Annotated in this window: 14 protein-coding genes; 7 read left to right on the forward strand and 7 right to left on the reverse strand. The window is 57.0% G+C overall.

From position 1 onward, the window contains the following. Nucleotides 1-204 precede the first annotated feature (204 nt). Nucleotides 205-1299, forward strand: coding sequence for a DMT family transporter (locus BLS30_RS14635; protein WP_197540858.1), 1095 nt, complete (start codon nucleotides 205-207; stop codon nucleotides 1297-1299). Between the two features lie 184 nt (nucleotides 1300-1483). Here the strand turns inward: BLS30_RS14635 and BLS30_RS14640 are convergent, their stop codons facing one another. After that, nucleotides 1484-1750: a hypothetical protein gene (locus BLS30_RS14640; protein WP_152024988.1), complete on the reverse strand. Its 267-nt coding sequence runs from the start codon at nucleotides 1748-1750 to the stop codon at nucleotides 1484-1486. A 390-nt stretch (nucleotides 1751-2140) separates the two neighbouring features. On the opposite strand from BLS30_RS14640, the gene BLS30_RS14645 reads away from it, so the two are divergent. After that, nucleotides 2141-3874 carry an OPT family oligopeptide transporter gene (locus tag BLS30_RS14645; protein WP_280140643.1) on the forward strand — a complete coding sequence of 578 codons (1734 nt, stop codon included), beginning with the start codon at nucleotides 2141-2143 and terminating at the stop codon, nucleotides 3872-3874. Nucleotides 3875-4029: 155 nt separating this feature from the next. Further along, nucleotides 4030-4689, forward strand: a complete 660-nt coding sequence (locus BLS30_RS14650) for a pyridoxamine 5'-phosphate oxidase family protein (protein ID WP_090229874.1) — start codon at nucleotides 4030-4032, stop codon at nucleotides 4687-4689. 67 nt (nucleotides 4690-4756) lie between these two features. Here the strand turns inward: BLS30_RS14650 and BLS30_RS14655 are convergent, their stop codons facing one another. Continuing rightward, the gene (locus BLS30_RS14655) at nucleotides 4757-6178 is read right to left on the reverse strand and encodes an APC family permease (protein WP_244512454.1); all 1422 of its coding nucleotides are present in this window, start codon (nucleotides 6176-6178) and stop codon (nucleotides 4757-4759) included. 169 nt (nucleotides 6179-6347) lie between these two features. Continuing rightward, nucleotides 6348-7541, reverse strand: a complete 1194-nt coding sequence (metC, locus tag BLS30_RS14660; RefSeq protein ID WP_090230284.1) for a cystathionine beta-lyase — start codon at nucleotides 7539-7541, stop codon at nucleotides 6348-6350. A gap of 311 nt (nucleotides 7542-7852) precedes the next feature. On the opposite strand from metC, the gene BLS30_RS14665 reads away from it, so the two are divergent. Together BLS30_RS14665 and BLS30_RS14670 are read left to right on the forward strand one after the other, a co-directional pair. Beyond that, on the forward strand, nucleotides 7853-8899 hold the full coding sequence (locus BLS30_RS14665) for an amino acid ABC transporter substrate-binding protein (RefSeq protein ID WP_244512456.1): 1047 nt from the start codon (nucleotides 7853-7855) through the stop codon (nucleotides 8897-8899). Nucleotides 8900-8917: 18 nt separating this feature from the next. After that, entirely contained in the window at nucleotides 8918-9604 is a 687-nt protein-coding gene (locus BLS30_RS14670; protein WP_090229877.1) for a hypothetical protein, read from the forward strand. A 46-nt stretch (nucleotides 9605-9650) separates the two neighbouring features. Here the strand turns inward: BLS30_RS14670 and BLS30_RS14675 are convergent, their stop codons facing one another. Beyond that, nucleotides 9651-10667, reverse strand: coding sequence for a hypothetical protein (locus BLS30_RS14675; protein ID WP_052744011.1), 1017 nt, complete (start codon nucleotides 10665-10667; stop codon nucleotides 9651-9653). A 99-nt stretch (nucleotides 10668-10766) separates the two neighbouring features. Beyond that, nucleotides 10767-12770, reverse strand: a complete 2004-nt coding sequence (locus tag BLS30_RS14680) for a vWA domain-containing protein (protein WP_090229880.1) — start codon at nucleotides 12768-12770, stop codon at nucleotides 10767-10769. Between the two features lie 107 nt (nucleotides 12771-12877). Between BLS30_RS14680 and BLS30_RS14685 the strand changes: the two genes are divergently transcribed. Then, entirely contained in the window at nucleotides 12878-13465 is a 588-nt protein-coding gene (locus BLS30_RS14685; protein ID WP_046480298.1) for a nitroreductase family protein, read from the forward strand. Between the two features lie 48 nt (nucleotides 13466-13513). Here BLS30_RS14685 and BLS30_RS14690 read toward each other — a convergent pair whose 3' ends face one another. Beyond that, a complete protein-coding gene (locus BLS30_RS14690) occupies nucleotides 13514-14296 on the reverse strand; it encodes an NAD kinase (protein WP_046478334.1) in 783 nt (260 codons plus the stop codon). A 59-nt stretch (nucleotides 14297-14355) separates the two neighbouring features. Here BLS30_RS14690 and cutA point away from each other — a divergent pair, with 59 nt between their 5' ends. Next, entirely contained in the window at nucleotides 14356-14685 is a 330-nt protein-coding gene (cutA, locus tag BLS30_RS14695; protein WP_090229882.1) for a divalent-cation tolerance protein CutA, read from the forward strand. A 34-nt stretch (nucleotides 14686-14719) separates the two neighbouring features. Here cutA and BLS30_RS14700 read toward each other — a convergent pair whose 3' ends face one another. After that, on the reverse strand, nucleotides 14720-15781 hold the full coding sequence (locus BLS30_RS14700) for a trypsin inhibitor-like cysteine-rich domain-containing protein (RefSeq protein WP_090229885.1): 1062 nt from the start codon (nucleotides 15779-15781) through the stop codon (nucleotides 14720-14722). Between the last annotated feature and the right edge of the window lie 582 nt (nucleotides 15782-16363).

Consider the following 16363-nt stretch of genomic DNA (forward strand, 5'->3'; position numbering starts at 1 on the left):
TGAGGAGTAATGAATATGTTCCCTTTTAAAGCGGAACGGCGCGCGTTTACACACGGGTCTCAGTGGATTTTGTGTCTGCAGAGTGTCAATCGGCCTGTGGCAGGTGCGCGGGCTATGCCGTCGCGCTACACCTCATAAATGTCGTAGAGAATTGGTGTCCGTGAACTCAGAACAGGTCAGCCTTATTTATGCTAACGAAGGTGGATGATAGAATTCAGCGCGGAGTTCTCGCGTTGCGAGTTACCGCACGGGTGTCTCTCTGTACGCCGCATATTCGAACGCGCCTCTGACCTGACGTTGGGTGCGCAAATCCACCATGCTCCTCCTCCTATTCTTTGGTTGATTGCTATGTCGTATCCTGAGCCTGCGGGCCCGCCTGCTCGCAAGTTTTATGATGTCGTCAAGTTCGCGATCTCTCGCGTTTGGCACTCGCCGTATATTCTGTTGGCCCTTGCCGTGCTCTTTTGGTCCGGAAATTTCATCGTCGGTCGGGCGACTACCGGCATCGTGCCGCCTATTGCTCTTGCATTCTGGCGTTGGACGCTTGGGCTTATACTTGTCGTCGCTGTTGGCGCGCCACAAATTCGACGCGACTGGCCTATGCTCAAGAAGCACTGGCCTATCCTGCTGCTGCTCGGTGGTTTCGGTATCGCCGCCTTTAATACGCTGGTTTACGTTGGTTTGCAGACGACGACGGCCGTCAACGCGTTGCTTCTGCAGTCGGCGATGCCCGTCATCATTCTGGCCGCCGTATTTCTCCTTTACGGAGAGCGGGCCAGCGTCCGGCAGGCGTTGGGCGTATTGATTTCGATCTGCGGCGTCGCAGTTATCGCGGCAAGGGGAGATTGGGGCGCGCTAGCGGCTCTGTCGCTCAATTCGGGCGATGTGTGGGTGCTTGCGGCGGTCGCCGCCTACGCGATGTATTCGGCGCTGCTGCGTAAGCGCCCCGCCGTCCATCCGCTGAGCTTTCTCGCGGCGACATTTGCGATTGGGGCAGCCATGCTGCTGCCACTTTACGTTTACGAGCACCTGACGGTTGCACGGGTAGAGCCTGTTTGGGCAGCTTCCCTCGCCGTTGCGTACGTAGCGGTTTTTCCCGGCTTCCTGTCTTACTTATTTTTCAACCGCGGCGTGGAGTTGGCAGGCGCCAATATGGCCGGGCACTTCGTGCATCTCATGCCGATCTTCGGCAGCGGCCTCGCCATCCTTCTGCTTGGAGAGCGTTTTGCTTCCTTCCATCTCGTCGGCGCCACGCTTATTGGTATCGGATTGGGGCTGGCCACCATACGACGCTCATAGTTTCCTGCGGATTGCAGCTAGGCTCAAGCGCGCCGCCATCTTGACGTCCGACAAAACCTGCTCAGTTTCCGTGTTCGTGCAGTGACGTAAACGGGGGAACCCTGCGCTTCTGAGCGCAGGGCGCAATGAGTTGTGAGGGAAGGCAGTGAACAGGCGTTCGTTGCCCGTATCCTGCAACCGCTCATCAACGGGTATCTTCTGAGATTTTTTCCCAGAAGTCGCTTTCGCAGGCTTTCGCGTATTGGTTTGCGGAGATGCTGCCGTCCTTTGTATCACCGACAGTGATACCTCTAATATTCATATCGTCTCTGAATTTCCTGGCTTCGTCGCCTTTCAGATAACCGTCCGAGTTCAAATCATATGCGTTCCAGGTTTTGTCGCAGTCTTCTTCAGCGTAGACAGGATGGAATGTCAGAGCTGCTAGGGTGGCCGCAAGGATAAATGTCCTCATTTTATGAACTCCGAAAAATACAAAAAAGGTCAGGGCAATGAGTTCGTGAAACGGGGGAGGGTTCACGAACGTGCTAATGATGTAGTTCATACAACGCGTTGTCACCATAGCTTCAACCAAGTTATTCCGGTAATTGCTTGAAGCGGTTAACGCGCCGTTTTCTTCGCGGTGGGCGTTTGACCTTACGTCTCGCACGAAGATCGGGGACGCCAACTGGTGTGATTGGCGAGGGCGTGCAACAGTTGCCCAAGTTTAGCGGTTTATGTTGGGTCGGATACTTGATGTACTCAGTTTGCGGTGCTCAACGGGCGCGCGTGAGCGCTTAGATGCGGAAGGTGCGACGTCACTGTAGCGACACCAAATTCGGTCGAGGCACGATATCTGCCGGAATTGACTGTCCGAGCCGTGATGACTGGCATGGTGATCGGCGCGCTTCTCACGCCGTGCAATGTCTATAGTGGTTTGAAAATCGGCTGGACATTCAACATGTCCGTCGCTGCGGGGTTGATTGGTTTCGCATTTTGGACCGCTGCTGAACGGTCCGGTTTTGGACGCCCGTGGGGGCTTCGCGAAAATAACATCAACCAGACGGCGGCTTCGGCTGCAGCTTCGATTATTGCTGCGGGTCTCGCAGCTCCTATTCCTGCCCTCGCGCTTCTCACGGGACAGACGCTCTCGTTTTATGTGCTTAGCTTCTGGTTGATTGTCGTGAGCCTTCTTGGGATCGTCGTTGCTGCCGGGCTTCGCAATCAGCTTCTTTTGCGCGAACGTTTGCCGTTTCCTTCCGGTGTCGTTACGGCCGAGACGATGGGGGAGATTCACAAGGGCGGAGAGGAAGCTCATGCCCGATTGCGATTGCTGTCATTCACTGCTGCTCTGAGCGCGAGCCTAAAGCTGCTTGTTACGTGGCTGAATGTTGGTCCGTTGGCGCCGGGCTTACAAGCAACGATGACCACGGAGAGTGGCAGGAACATTTCTGTCTCGGCGTCTAACCTCGGCCTAGCGCTTGACCCATCGCTGTTGATGGTGGGGTTTGGCGCCATTGCCGGGCTTCGCATCGGTGTTTCGATGCTTCTCGGTGCGGTGATTGCGTGGGGAGGTCTCGCCCCGTTGGCTCTGAGCTACGGCTGGGTCCAACCTGCCGATGGTGATGCGGTGTGGTTTGCTCCGCTCGTTGAGTGGCTTTTGTGGCCTGGTGCGACGTTGATGGTGACAGCGTCCCTGACCGCATTCGGCCTCTCGATGATACGGATGGCCTTGCAGCAGCGGGCGCAACGTATGGACGATTTCGCGGTCCAGGAACGGCCGATCAATATGCGTGTATTGTTGGCCGCGTTTGTTGTGGTGCTGGGATTGTCGGTGACGGCCCAGAGCACAATATTTTCCATCGGCTTGTTCGAGGCCGTCATTGCTGTCCTTCTGAGTTATGTTTTGGCGGTTGTGGCGGCACGCGTTTCGGGGGAAACCGCCATCACGCCGATCGGGGCGCTGGGAAAGATCACTCAGCTCACGTTCGGCGCGATTTCTCCAGGGAATGTTACAGCGAACCTCATGACAGCCAACGTCACGGGTGGGGCAGCGGGGCAATGCGCCGATCTCATGCATGATCTGCGTACGGGCCAACTCATTGGGGCGACACCTTCATTTCAGATTGTCGCTCAAATTTTTGGAGTGTTGGCCGGAGCGTTTGTGGCCGCGCTCACATACCTTGTGTTGATCCCAGATCCACAGGCTCAACTTATTACGGCAGAGTGGCCAGCGCCCGCGGTCGCGACTTGGAAGGCTGTTGCGGAGGTTCTCGGCGAAGGCCTTGAGGCGATGCCGCCTGGCGCGATTTCAGCGATTGTCATTGCGGCGATTGTCGGTATTGGCCTCGCTGTGGCCGAGGCTTTCGCCTCAGAAACTTGGCAACGCGTTATCCCGAGCGCTTCCGCGATTGGACTCGCATTTGTTATCCCGGCATGGAATGCGTTTTCGTTGTTTTTGGGTGCTGCAGCCGCTGCCGTTATTGCGCGGCTTTATCCCGAGTGGTCTAAGCGGCGCATCGTTGTTGTCGCGGCTGGATTTATCGTCGGCGAGAGCCTTGCCGGCGTTATAGGGGCTTTGGTGAGCCTCGCGGGATGATATGCAAGTTCCGGTGGCACTTGCTTCCATTCCTCTGAGAATTCTGTCCCGAGACAAGTTTTTCGTCGACGTATATTCATCGTGCATTTGCTGCGTTAGGGTGCAATGCAAAGCCTTCATAATTTAAAAAACGGGAAACGATGGAGAGAACGCCAATGAGCCGTCTTTTCGGGCCACAGCATCGCGCGCTTCAAGACGAATTCCAAAGCCGCCAATTGGCCGACCGTATTGAGCTGGTTGCAGCCAGGACAGAAATGGACGATCTGACGAAGGCTTTCATTGAAAGCCGTGACATGTTTTTCCTGTCAACGCTTGACCACGGCGGACGACCTACCGTGTCTTACAAAGGGGGCGATCCTGGTTTGGTCAGGGTGATTGATCCCACGACCGTTGTCTTTCCTAACTACGACGGCAACGGCATGTATTATTCGATGGGCAATCTGAACATGAACCCAGAGATCGGTATGCTGTTTATTGCGTTCGACAAACCGAACCGTTTGCGTCTGCAGGGGCGGGCGGAGCTCGTCCGTAGCGGACCGCTTCTGGAGATGTTCAATGAAGCCGATCTGGCTGTCCGCGTTTCCATTTCCGAGATCTGGACCAATTGTCCACGCTACGTGCATCGCTACGAGAAGGTGAAGTCTTCGCGTTATGTGCCGCGTGATGGCGTTGAGACCCCGCTGTGTGGATGGAAGCGGATCGACGAGATCCAGGACGTGTTGCGTCCTGCTGAGACTGCGGCGGTTGAAAAAGAGGGACAAATCACGGCCGAGGATTGGATGGAACGCGTGATCAAAGGTGATGAGAGCGCGTAAAGGGCTTGCGATGTCCGGCTGACACGTTTCAGTGGGATTAAGCTGTGACGTGGAGGAACGCGGTGGTTCAGTTGCGCGGACCTAACTCCGCGATATCGTCGGGTTCCAAGATTTCCGGTTGCAGCCCGATTGTGCGGTTGATCCATACGGTTACGAACCACAGTGCGATGCCAATGCCAATAAGAACGGCGGCAATGAGGTATTGATCTGGGTTGCGACCGGTCCACGGCCCGATGAGGAAGCCGCAGGACAACATGCCAAGTATGGGCACTATCGTTGGAGCCCGGAAATGTCGGTGGTCTACGTTCTCCTTGCGGAGGATTAGTACGGCTACGTTGACGACGGTGAATACACACAGAAGCAGGAGTGCTGTGGTTCCGCCGAGTGCTGGTATTTCACCGACAAACGTAATAAGGGCGAAGGCCAGTAGCGTTGTGAAGGCGATGGCGACATAGGGTGTTCGGCGCTCTGCGTGGACTTTTCCCAGAACGGGAGGCAACACGTGTTCCCGGCTCATGCCGTAGATGAGGCGGCTCGCCATCATCATGTTGATCAACGCGGTATTGGCGACCGCGAACATGGTGATCAGACCGAAGATCTCGATAGGAAAGCTGGGCGCTCCCGCTTGCACGACCTGCAAGAGCGGTGTCTCGCCCTGACTTAGTTGCTCGGGTGGAACGAGCGTAATCGCAGATATGGATACGAGGACGTAGATAATTGCTGTGAGGAGTAATCCCATCAGCAGAATTCTGGGAAATATGTGGCTCGGGTCCTTGGTTTCCTCGGCCATGTTGACGGAATCTTCGAAACCGACCATGGCGAAGAATGCCAGCGTGGTGGCGGCGATTACCGGCCAAATAAAGCTGCCGTCTTCGGAGGTTTTGAACTCCATGGCACGGGAGACATCTCCCTGGCCCGCTCCGATCGCCCACAAGCCGATTGTGATGATGATGAGCAGTCCTGTGAGTTCTATGACTGTCAGTGCAACATTGACCTTTAAACTCTCACCCACACCACGGAAGTTGATGAGGGCGATAGCCAGCATAAATGCCAGCCCAACTAGCGTGATACCGGCTCCCTGATCGAGGCCTAATCCAAATGCGTTCGAGAGGTTGGCGGCGAAAGCACGTGATGCTGTCGATGCAGAGGTTATGCCGGAGCACGTGACGGCAAAGGCTACGATAAACGTGACGAAGTGGATGCCGAATGCGCGGTGAGCGTATAGTGCAGCCCCGGCCGCCCGCGGATACTTCGTGACGAGTTCGAGATAGCTAAACGCGGTGAGCAGCGCGACGGCGAAGGCAACGAGAAACGGGAGCCAAACAACGCCGCCGACGTGTTCGGCAATTTGTCCTGTAAGGGCATAGATGCCTGTGCCGAGAATGTCGCCAATGATGAACAATAAGAGCAACCACGGCCCCATCACCCGCTTTAATGTGGGGCCCGCTGCTTCAGCGGAGTGGCCGGCTGGCTTGGCGAGGTCCGTCATGAGCTATCCCTCAAAACCATCTCTCGTGCCCGGATCGCCCGGCTGCCGCGAACCGGTTGTCTGGGGTAATAGTCTAAATTGCTAGAGTAATTCTCCGCCGGTCAAGCGGTTGCATGCTTCGTTGAGCAAACGATGTTGGATGATCTGTGAGAAGGGCTTGTTCGGGCAGCTAGGACTGTCGGGCCGCATTAAATCTCGCGAAGCCTGCTTCGAGATCGGTTTTGAGATCGTCGACGTCTTCCAGACCAATGTGGAAGCGCAGGGCCTGCCCATCATATTCCCACTTCGTAGCAGTGCGATACGATCTCGGGTCGAAAGGAAGGATGAGGCTTTCATAGCCGCCCCAGGAATACCCCATTCCGAAAAATTCGAGGCTATCAACGAAGGCTGCCACGGCTTCCCTAGGTGCGGGGCTTAGCACTGCGGAAAAGAGGCCGGAGGCACCGGTAAAATCGCGTTTCCAAATCGCGTGACCGGGATCGTTCGGGAGACCTGGATGCAGAACGCGTTCGATCTCGGGGCGTGCCTCCAGCCATGAGGCGATCTCAAGAGCCGAACGAAAGTGCCGTTCGAGGCGCAAGGGGAGTGTGCGCAAGCCGCGCAGACCAAGGTAGGTTTCTTCCGAACCGGGGCAAACGCCAAGCGCGCCGTGCATGCGCAGTACTTGAGGCTTGGCGCGTGTATTGGTGGTTATCGCACCGAGCATCGCGTCGGCATGCCCGACGATGTATTTGGTTGCGGCTTGTATCGATACGTCCGCACCGTGGGCCAACGCGTCGAAATAGAGTGGGCTCGCCCAGGTGTTGTCGGTTACGTGCCAAAGGTTGTGCGTGCGCGCTATTTCGGAGATTGCCGGGATGTCCTGAACCTCGAAGGTTTGCGATCCTGGGCTTTCCGTGAAAACGACGCGGGTCTGCGGGGTGATGAGCGCAGCAAGGTCGGATCCAATGCACGGATCGTAGTAGGTTGTTGTCACTCCCAGGCGGGCCAGAACCGTGTCACAGAAATGGCGCGTGGGTTGGTAGACACTATCCGTTATAAGGACGTGGTCACCGGCTTCGACAAAAGCCAACAGACTGGTGGTGACAGCCTGAAGCCCCGACGCGGTAAGAAAGGTCGCATCCCCGCCTTCAAGCTTGCAGATAGCCTCTTGAAGTGCGGACACTGTCGGCGTGCCACGGCGACCGTAGGTGTAAGGCTGATCGCGCGCCATCAAAGCATCCAGCGTTGGAAAGACCACGGTGGAGCCCCGATACACGGGCGGATTCACAAAGCCGTAGCTGGCAGATGGATCGCGTCCGGAATGTACTGCCTCGGTTGACGATTTGTGACGCGTGGATGCAGGTTTGGTTGGTTTTGACATGGGCTCTTCGATCATGAGGTATGTCCAGCCAGTGAACCAGCACGCGTCAAAGGTCAAGGCTTGACCTTAGCTGGGCAACGGTAGAAGACGTTGACGGGGGAGAGCCCGTGAGGTGCGGGCTTGGGACGTTTGGTTTGAGGTGCGAAGCAATTCTGCATTTTCACCCGAGGGTCCGAATTGAAGTTTGAACCGGCTCACCTTAGTGCGCGGGGGGCGCATTGAGGGGATGCGGAGACGTTTGAGTGCACGTGCCACGGGTAGGTGCTGTTCGCGTCTGTCGTAGCGCCGGTGATGTTCTGGGGAACTTGCATTTGACAAGTTGGGTATTGGCTCAGTTGTCCCGCGCCTTTTACGCGGCCTTGACGTTGGGAGTGCTTGCGGCTTCGCCAGGCGCTGTGGTGAACGCGGCGACGACGCTCGATGCCGTCAAGGCGCGTGGTCACGTTGTCTGCGGCGTGCGCGCTGATGTGGTTGGATTTTCGCAAGTCGACGCCCGCGGCAGATGGTCTGGGTTAGAGGTTGATTTCTGTCGCGCGCTTGCTGCCGCGGCGCTGGGCTCGAAGGATGCCATCGAATTTTGGGCTGTTTCCAATTCTGAGCGCTATCGTCTGTTGTCCCGAGGGGAGATAGATGTGCTGGCGGGCGGTGCTGATTTTACGCTGAGCCGGGACACGGAACTGGGTGTACGCTTTGTCGATACGCTCTTTCATGACGGCACCATGTTTATGGTGCGCCGCTCGCAAAATATCTTCAGCGCTCTTGAGTTATCAGGTGCATCCGTCTGTGTGCTTGAAGGAGCTCGCGGGAAAGCAGAGGTCGCTGAATTTTTCGAGATGCGCGGCATGCGCTATCAACCCGTTGCTTCAAGCAGTTGGACGGATGTCGTCAACGCTTACCTTTCTGGTTCGTGCAACGCGATTGCTGGCGAAATGTCCATCTTGGCTGCGGCTCGGATGAAGTTTCCAGTCCCACAAGAGCACGCGATCCTGCCAGACTCCATTTCCAAGGAGCCGATTGGGCCAGCGGTGCGACAGGGAGATGAAAGATGGTTCAGTATCGTGCGCTGGACCTTAATGGCATTGATCCGCGCGGAAGAATTGGGCGTTACAAGCAAGAACGCAGAAGCTAAGCTTTCCAGTACGCGCCCAAGCGTGCGACGTTTGCTGGGGGTGAACTTCAATTTCGGCCAGGCGATGGGGCTTAACGCGGACTGGGCCTATCAAGCTATCCTGCAGGTCGGAAACTACGGGGAATTGTTTGAGCGTAATCTCGGGAGCCGGTCGCCTCTGCGTTTGGAGCGTGGACTTAACAAGCTCTGGGCAGAGGGCGGTCTTATGTATGCTATGCCGTTGAGGTAGGCGTTTGGGAGACGAGGGATGAACCCTCTTGTGTCGATCGACGGGCCCGTCGGATGGGCAATTGTCGCATCGCCGCTCGCCGTATTGGCGATCATTGCGCTCACCTCCCTATGGGCAGGTTGGAGCGGACGAAAGGACGCTTCTATCGATTTTGATTCACACGAACGACACGCTGTCGCGCCGTTGACCTCGCCCGTTGCGGAGACAGTTAAGCGGGTTGCGGACTTTGCTCCTAAGCCGGGCGCAGCTTCCGCAGGGACAGACGCTGTCGTGTCTGAGCCCGAGGCGTCCGATGTGGCGGGTGTGGGCGGCGCAGCTGTTGATCATGCCGCGCCTCAGCGTAACCAAGTTCAAGCTGATATTGCCGCGGCTGAGCGCGTCGGTGATCCGGGGCCGTTGGCAGCGCTTTATCTCTCCCTCGCTCTGTTGGATCGGGAGGCAGGAGATGAAGCGGGTGCAGCGGCTTCTTTGCGGCAATCAGTCGTTTTTGCAAGCCAAGCCAACAATCCAGGGGTCCACGCCCGGGCACGTTTGGAGCTTGGCGATATTGCGCACCGTGCCGGGGATCTGACCATGGCGTGTGAGCATTGGCAAATGGCGCGCAGCCTTTTTGAGCTTGCCGAGTTGGCCGATGAGAAGGTGGACGTGGATGCGCGCATGCAGCGGAATGGCTGCCCTACAGATTGGGTCCTGACTGACTTCTGAGAGGGTGCTGTGGGCCCTAGGGTAAGCTGGTAGAGCGGCTTTCCGGTTACTGCATCAGGACTTCGATGCGCGCCATCTGTCCATCTTCGACCTGAAATTGTTGCTCGAAGATACGGCCGGCGTGATTTGCCGTAACTTTATAGGTTCCAGGCGCAAGGATATGGGTTGGAAGAGCGCCGACGCTGCGCTTGATGACTTCGCCTTCCGGGGTTGCGATCGTCCATTGTGTGGCAGGCTGAGCTTCGCCGCCTGGACGCGTTACCAGACCTAGCGTCACCTTTGCTGCGGCGTGGGATAGGGTGGCTTCCGTCAGTTTTCCCGCCTCCACGGTCACATCTGTTGCGATAACGGCGTTGCTGTCTCCGTACGTCGAAATAATGTGATAAATGCCGGCATTGAGACGGATGATGACGTTGGGTGTTGCTCCGCTCATGACGAGGTTTCGTTCGCCAAGCTGGTTTCGTTCGCCCTCATATATATCGAAGGACACAGTATTTTCCGTGGCGTTTTTGTCGGCGACGCGCGCTTGAACTCGCAGTCCACCTGCGTTGATGATGAACCTCTCAGTGGCGGTATCGCCTCCTTTGAAGGTCAGATTCCGAGTTAAATTCGCTCGACCGAAGGCTGCGTTTACGATGTACTTTCCAGGTTTGAGCTGAAGCGACGGTCTGGCGGTGCGGTGCGTTTCAATCAGTTTCGGAGACACTTGCCAGTCGCCCGGGTCTTCGAATATGCGCCACGTTACGCCTTTGTCGATGTACTGCCCGTCGGCCGTTAACATCGCGACGAAGCGGACCTGTGCGACGTTATCTAAAGCATCGTTTTCGTCGTTCGAGGCTTCCGCCGGCGCCGGTGCGCTGCGCTTGATGATCGTTGTGTTTGTCGAAGATTGATCGGCCGGATCTGGTTGGTCGACGCTGATACCTGCGCCCCATTCATTGGGCTGCTCCATGGAAGGAGCGTTTTGCGCCAACGCCTGTGAACTGGCGGCGATGGCGCTGATAACGGCAGCGCCGCCCCACTTGCGGGCGGTGAGGAGGATGTGGCGGAGAGAGTTCGTCATAACGGTGGTCCGGGTTCGTCCGCGGATAAGCTGTTGCGGCTATAATAGTGCATACAGGCGGAAATCGGGACGCGGCAACTTTCGACAGTGGGGTCTTTGTTATTGCTCACTTAGTTTCGCGATAAGCGATTGGCCGTTGGCCAGTTCCACTGTGCCCTTCAATGTGCGGTCCCGGAGTTCGCAGCGTACCTCGTAGCGGCCCGGTGCCAAAAGCGCGCGTGGCGTATGTTGACTAGTGCGCCAGACGATCTGGCCGGAGACTGAGCGGATTTCCCAGAAACGGTTTGTTGCTACGACTCCGGCGCCTTCAGCTATACGGAGCCGCAACTCGGCAGCTTGTGCCGCCAATGTGACGGATTTGTTCGTTCCGGGGGCGAGTTCGATGTCCTGCGTTACACTGACGTTGCGTGCGCCAATTTCAGCGACAATCCGGTAGCGTCCGGGCGGAAGGGTGAACTGTGGTGTCCGTTCCCAGCTCATTGCGACCTCTTGTGCGTAAGGTCCCTGCGAGAGAACTCGGTATACGATTGGGAATTCGCCGTTGCTAGGTTCCAGCGAGACATTTGCGACAACCTGCAAGCGTGCAGCATCTAAGATAATTGCGCGCTCCACAGTGCTCCCTGCACCAACGGCGATCTGGTCATACTTCTCGTAGAGACCGGAGCGGACCTTGACGTAATACGTCCCTGCCGGAACGGCCAGGATCGGTGAACTGGCCGCCGTGCGCAGCACCTCGCGACGGCCGCCGGGTGTATTGGGGTCATCGACGGATAAGTAATACGTCAAGTTGTCCGTTACCGGGGCCCCGCTGGCAGAAACCGCGCTTAGATGAAGCTGGCCTGCGCTTAGGTCCAGATTCACCGCTTCTATCTCGGCAGTTTTAATGGCGATGTCCCGTGTCACCCGACTTAATCCGCTCTCTGCCGTGATGCGATAATAGCCTGCGGGCAGCACAAATTCGCTCGATGGAGAAGGAATGACCATCAGCGGAGATGTTTTTGCTGCGCCGTTTGCTGCCGGCTCTGAGAGCCCCGCGACGCTTACGAGCACTGGAATCTTGGAAGTTTGATTGTTGCCAATTCGGGTTGCGACACGGGCGATACCTGCGGAAAAGCTGATCGTTACAGCTGTTGGTCCCTTTTCAGCGACTTCAGCGGTTTGGGTTGCCTTTGCCCGACCGAGGGCGGCTTCTACGATATATTTGCCTGCTGGTAACGGCACCGCGAATTGCGTTTCCAAAATGTCGAGAACGGGCTTCGATTTGTCATCTTCGCGAAAAATGCGCCAGTGGACGGGCTTGTCGACAGCTTGCGTGTCACCCAAAGTGGCTGAGACGACCAAATGCGGCGGGGCATCGGCGGGTATTTCCGGCAGCTTTTGCTTGGGTGTTTCTGGCTCTGCCCCCTTGCGTCGTGCGGGCGAGGGCGCGGGAACTCCGCTCGTCATAGCTAACGCTATGGCCTGATCAATCGCGCCACGCACTTCGGACAACGAGCGTACCGGGAAAACTTTGCCGCCCGTTGCTTCTGGAATACATGAAACTGCCGCCGTTTCGGTCGCATCGAGACCGAGAGAGACGAGATGAATGGGCATGCCGGGGTGGGCCGCCGCAATTCTTTGTGCAATCGTACAAGTATCCTGGCGGCAGTTGTCCGGACCGTCGTGTATCACGACCAGACTGGCACGGCGTCCAGGTTCAACTTCCTCTGCAGCACGCGACAGGGCATCGGCCAGAGGGCCCTTGCCACGCGGATTGAGACTGTTGATAGGTGCGATTGTCCGGTCTCTCGGACGAACGTCGGGCGGCAAAACCACATCGACCCCGTTACAGCCCCGGCCGAAGGTAACGAGCCCGGTTCGGGCGTTGAGATCCAGGGCCGGCAGCGCTTGGAGGAGAGCGTCACGTGCAGCGGCGTATTTGGCCTGCGATCCGCCAGGCAGCTGTCCCCACATTGATCCGGAACTGTCGAAAAGGATGATCAGCGTCGGGCCCGCGTCCGTTGTCTCGGCTGCGGTGACGGTTTGCCGAGCTGCAAATACTGCCAGAAGCAGCATGAGCAGGATGGAACGCCCTAGGGCTATGGAGAATCGCGCAGGTCTCATGGCGGAGATTGTAGCGGTTCGCGTTTGCGGAAGCGAGACAGCCCATTTAGGAGAGCATGCTCAAGGTAGAGCTTTGTCGCATCGATACGTTCAAGGACAAATACACAATGACGATAACACCGGATGCCGAGTTGCTGAATTTTTTGCGGACGCGCCGTTCAGCGAAGCCGGCAATGTTGATGGAACCCGGCCCCAGTGATGCGCAGCTTACGCAGATTCTGGAAATTGGCGCGCGGGTGCCGGATCACAAGAAATTGGCACCATGGCGTTTTATCGTTTTTGCCGGTGGTGCGCGCGGACAGGCGGGAGATGTGTTCGCGCAAGCATGTGTCGCGGAAGAAAGCGAGCCGCCGAGCGAAACTCGTATTATCTTTGAGCGGCAGCGCTTTGAACGGGCGCCCGTCGTGATTGCCGTCGTGTCCCGAGCCCAGAATATACCTGCTGTGCCGGAATGGGAGCAGGTTCTGTCGGCTGGAGCTTCCGCCTACAACTTATGCCTTGCCGCAAATGCCATGGGATTTGCGACAGCATGGATTACGGAGTGGGTTGCTTACAGCCCCATGGTCCGTGAGGCTTTTGGCATCGGGGCGGATGAGCGGATCGCCGGCTTCGTCTATATCGGCACCGCACAAGAGCGTCAGGCAGATCGTGATCGCCCGCTGCTGAGCGAACACGTTACGTACTGGCGCGCCTGATGGTGAGATGGGACGGGCCTCGTCGGGAATGAGCGAGGCCTCCTGTCGTCAATATCGGAATTGTTCAGCCAGAATTCGTTCGTCGAGGTCGTGGCCGGGATCGAACATCATCAGCAACTCGACATGATGCGCTTGTTCGATCTCGACGCGTTGGACGTCGCGAGTTTCGAAATGGTCGGCGACCGCACTGACCGGGCGTTTGTTTGGCTCAACAACTTCGATGACGATACGGGCGCTATTGGGCAGAAGGGCCCCGCGCCAGCGACGCGGTCGGAACGGACTGATCGGCGTTAACGCCAGCAAAGGCGCATTGATCGGCAAGATCGGGCCATAGGCTGACAGGTTGTAGGCTGTCGATCCGGCTGGCGTTGCAATCAGTACGCCATCACAGATCAATTCCTGCATGCGTACTTTACCGTCGACCGAAATGCGCAACTTGGCGGCCTGGTGTGTTTGACGGAAGAGGGAGACCTCATTGATTGCTAAGCTTTTGTGAGCTTTGCCGTTGCAATCGTAGGCGTGCATTGCGAGTGGGTGAATGCGTGAAATGCGCGCCGTGCGCAGCCGATCGGGAAGGTCGTCTTCCTGATATTCGTTCATCAGGAAACCAACCGAACCGCGATTCATACCGTAGATTGGAATGCGGCTGTTCATGTAGCGGTGCAGCGTTTGTAGCATCAAGCCGTCGCCTCCGAGGGCGACGATGGCGTCTGCGTCAGTCGGCGGCGAGTTGCCGTAGCGGTGAGCGAGCCGACGTAACGCATCGCGGGCCTCCGGCACACCAGAGGCGACGAAGGCAATACGTTCGAAGGTTTTGGCAGATTTGGACATCAGTCTGCTCGCGTAGGCCCCGATCAGATGGTTAAAAGAGGCAAGGAGGCTCGGTTGAGATGAGCGAGGTTGAAAAGATGGTCATGATCTACTCGACCTTTCCCGATACGGCTACCGCGAAGGACGTTGGCGGAAAGCTCGTCGATCATGGACTAGCGGCCTGCGTCAACATAATACCGCAGATGACGTCCATTTATCGTTGGGAGGGGACGCTTACGACCGATTCCGAAGCGATTATGCTGATAAAAACACGGGCAGCATTGGCGGCGAAGGTGATTGCGGCTGTTGAGGTCGAGCATCCTTATGACACCCCCGCACTCCTGGTGTTCGAAGTCACGCATGGTGCACAGGGATATTTGGATTGGCTTGCGTCGCAGACGCAAGCCTAGTTGATGCTTGTTGCTGGGAAACCACACGCGAGTTTTAGAAAACGTCGCCGAAGGCTTGACGCATCAGCCGCTTTTGGCGGGTCTCCTTACTATAGCGCCGTCGGCTCGAGTGTTTTTTCGTGACGGTCACCGGCCGCTCGATCTCCACCGGCTGGTCGACGGGGTCTGCTACTGCGACTGCTGTCGCGGTACGTAGCTCAGGCCCACTGTCTTTTGGTGCCGGCATGATCTGGGGGAGTGCTGCACCACCGTCTGCGACTCCCTGCGTGACTGTTCCGCTGATTGGTCCTCCGACTGACATACGACCAGGAGGAGCTTCACGTGCTTCTGAGACGGATACCAGAGGTGGCAAATTGTTATAGCCGCTTGTCTCCACGTCGGCCTGCCATCCTGTTGTTGTCGAACGCTGCGCTAAACGTGGCGGGGCGAAAAGATTCGGACTGCTGTGCGACGTGTCCTGAGCGAATACCGTGTTGGGGACGCACTGGCCGTTCGCATTTTCAACCAGACCAGGGTCGCAACCTTCAGCGCATGTGTTTGCTGGATGGGCCTTTAACAGCGCGAGAAGTATTTCGTTGGGTTCTTCGATCGGGAGGGACGCGTTCACCTTGCGGACGAAGGCTTGCATGGCTCGTTTCGATGCTGGGCCCCAATCGCCGTCGAGATAGCCGTAATAACATCCGACACGCTTTAGTTCTTCTTGTACTTCGACAATACGCGTGAAACGCGCGTGCGGCGATGAATGGATTGCGTATGTCGTGCCGGTTTCTATCAATGTCGCCGGCGTAGTGGCCGCGATTCCTGTTGCGGGGCGGACAAGATTGCGGCGTGCGACCACAGTCGGTGGACCGTTATTTTCTGCAGAGATTACGCCGTGCTCTGCTGCGTCGTTCGAGCTTTGCGCAAACAAGGGCGAAGACGGCGAAAAGGAGCGCAGTTGGCGTTGAGCAGGCGCGCCCGTGCTGGAGGAGACGGGCGTTATAATTCTCGAGAGCTGACCGAGACGGACGTGGTCTTCCATCGCGTCAGGGAAAAATGAGTAGGCGCCAATGCCTAGCCCCGCTGCCAGCAAGAATAACCCAAACAGACTACGCATAACTAAGAACCCTGTACTGTGCGCCCGGTCGCTCCAGGTGAACGTGCGCGCGCCGTCGCGGTTCCGAATCCAACCGCTGCCTAAACCTCCTCAAATTCCCCGGACGTGATCCGCTTCAGAATAGTGCGTTCCCTGCCTGTTCGCTAGTCCTGATTGACTGGGCGGGGCGCAGATTGGGTCACGAATTGCTGAGCGATTGAGGCAGATGAAATTGCAGGCGGGGGGATTGCGTACCGAGATCAGCCCTCTTGTTGCATGCTTGCTACATTGGGGCCTTGTGGGCAGTGTGCTTCACCAAGTGTGGATGAATGGTGAGTCTTTTGGTGCTCTGTTGTTGATAGTTTGCTGGTGGGCCAGAGAATTGCGAAATTGGTGAATTTTGCGTGGTCGTTTGGCTCGCCATCTACGAAGCTGATTCTCTTAACAATAAGCTACGAATCGCGTAGTCCTCGGCGGAGAGGGGCATTCGTATTGCGTTAATTTCAAGTATCTCCCGCTCAGTTGAAAAACGTTCCACAGGTTGAATCAAGCGGCGATCGCTCCTGTGGATTGATGATCAAGAGAGGGAGTGTCCAGGTTCTA

Origin of the sequence: Filomicrobium insigne, assembly GCF_900104305.1 — a bacterium.
In the GTDB taxonomy this organism is placed as follows: domain Bacteria; phylum Pseudomonadota; class Alphaproteobacteria; order Rhizobiales; family Hyphomicrobiaceae; genus Filomicrobium; species Filomicrobium insigne.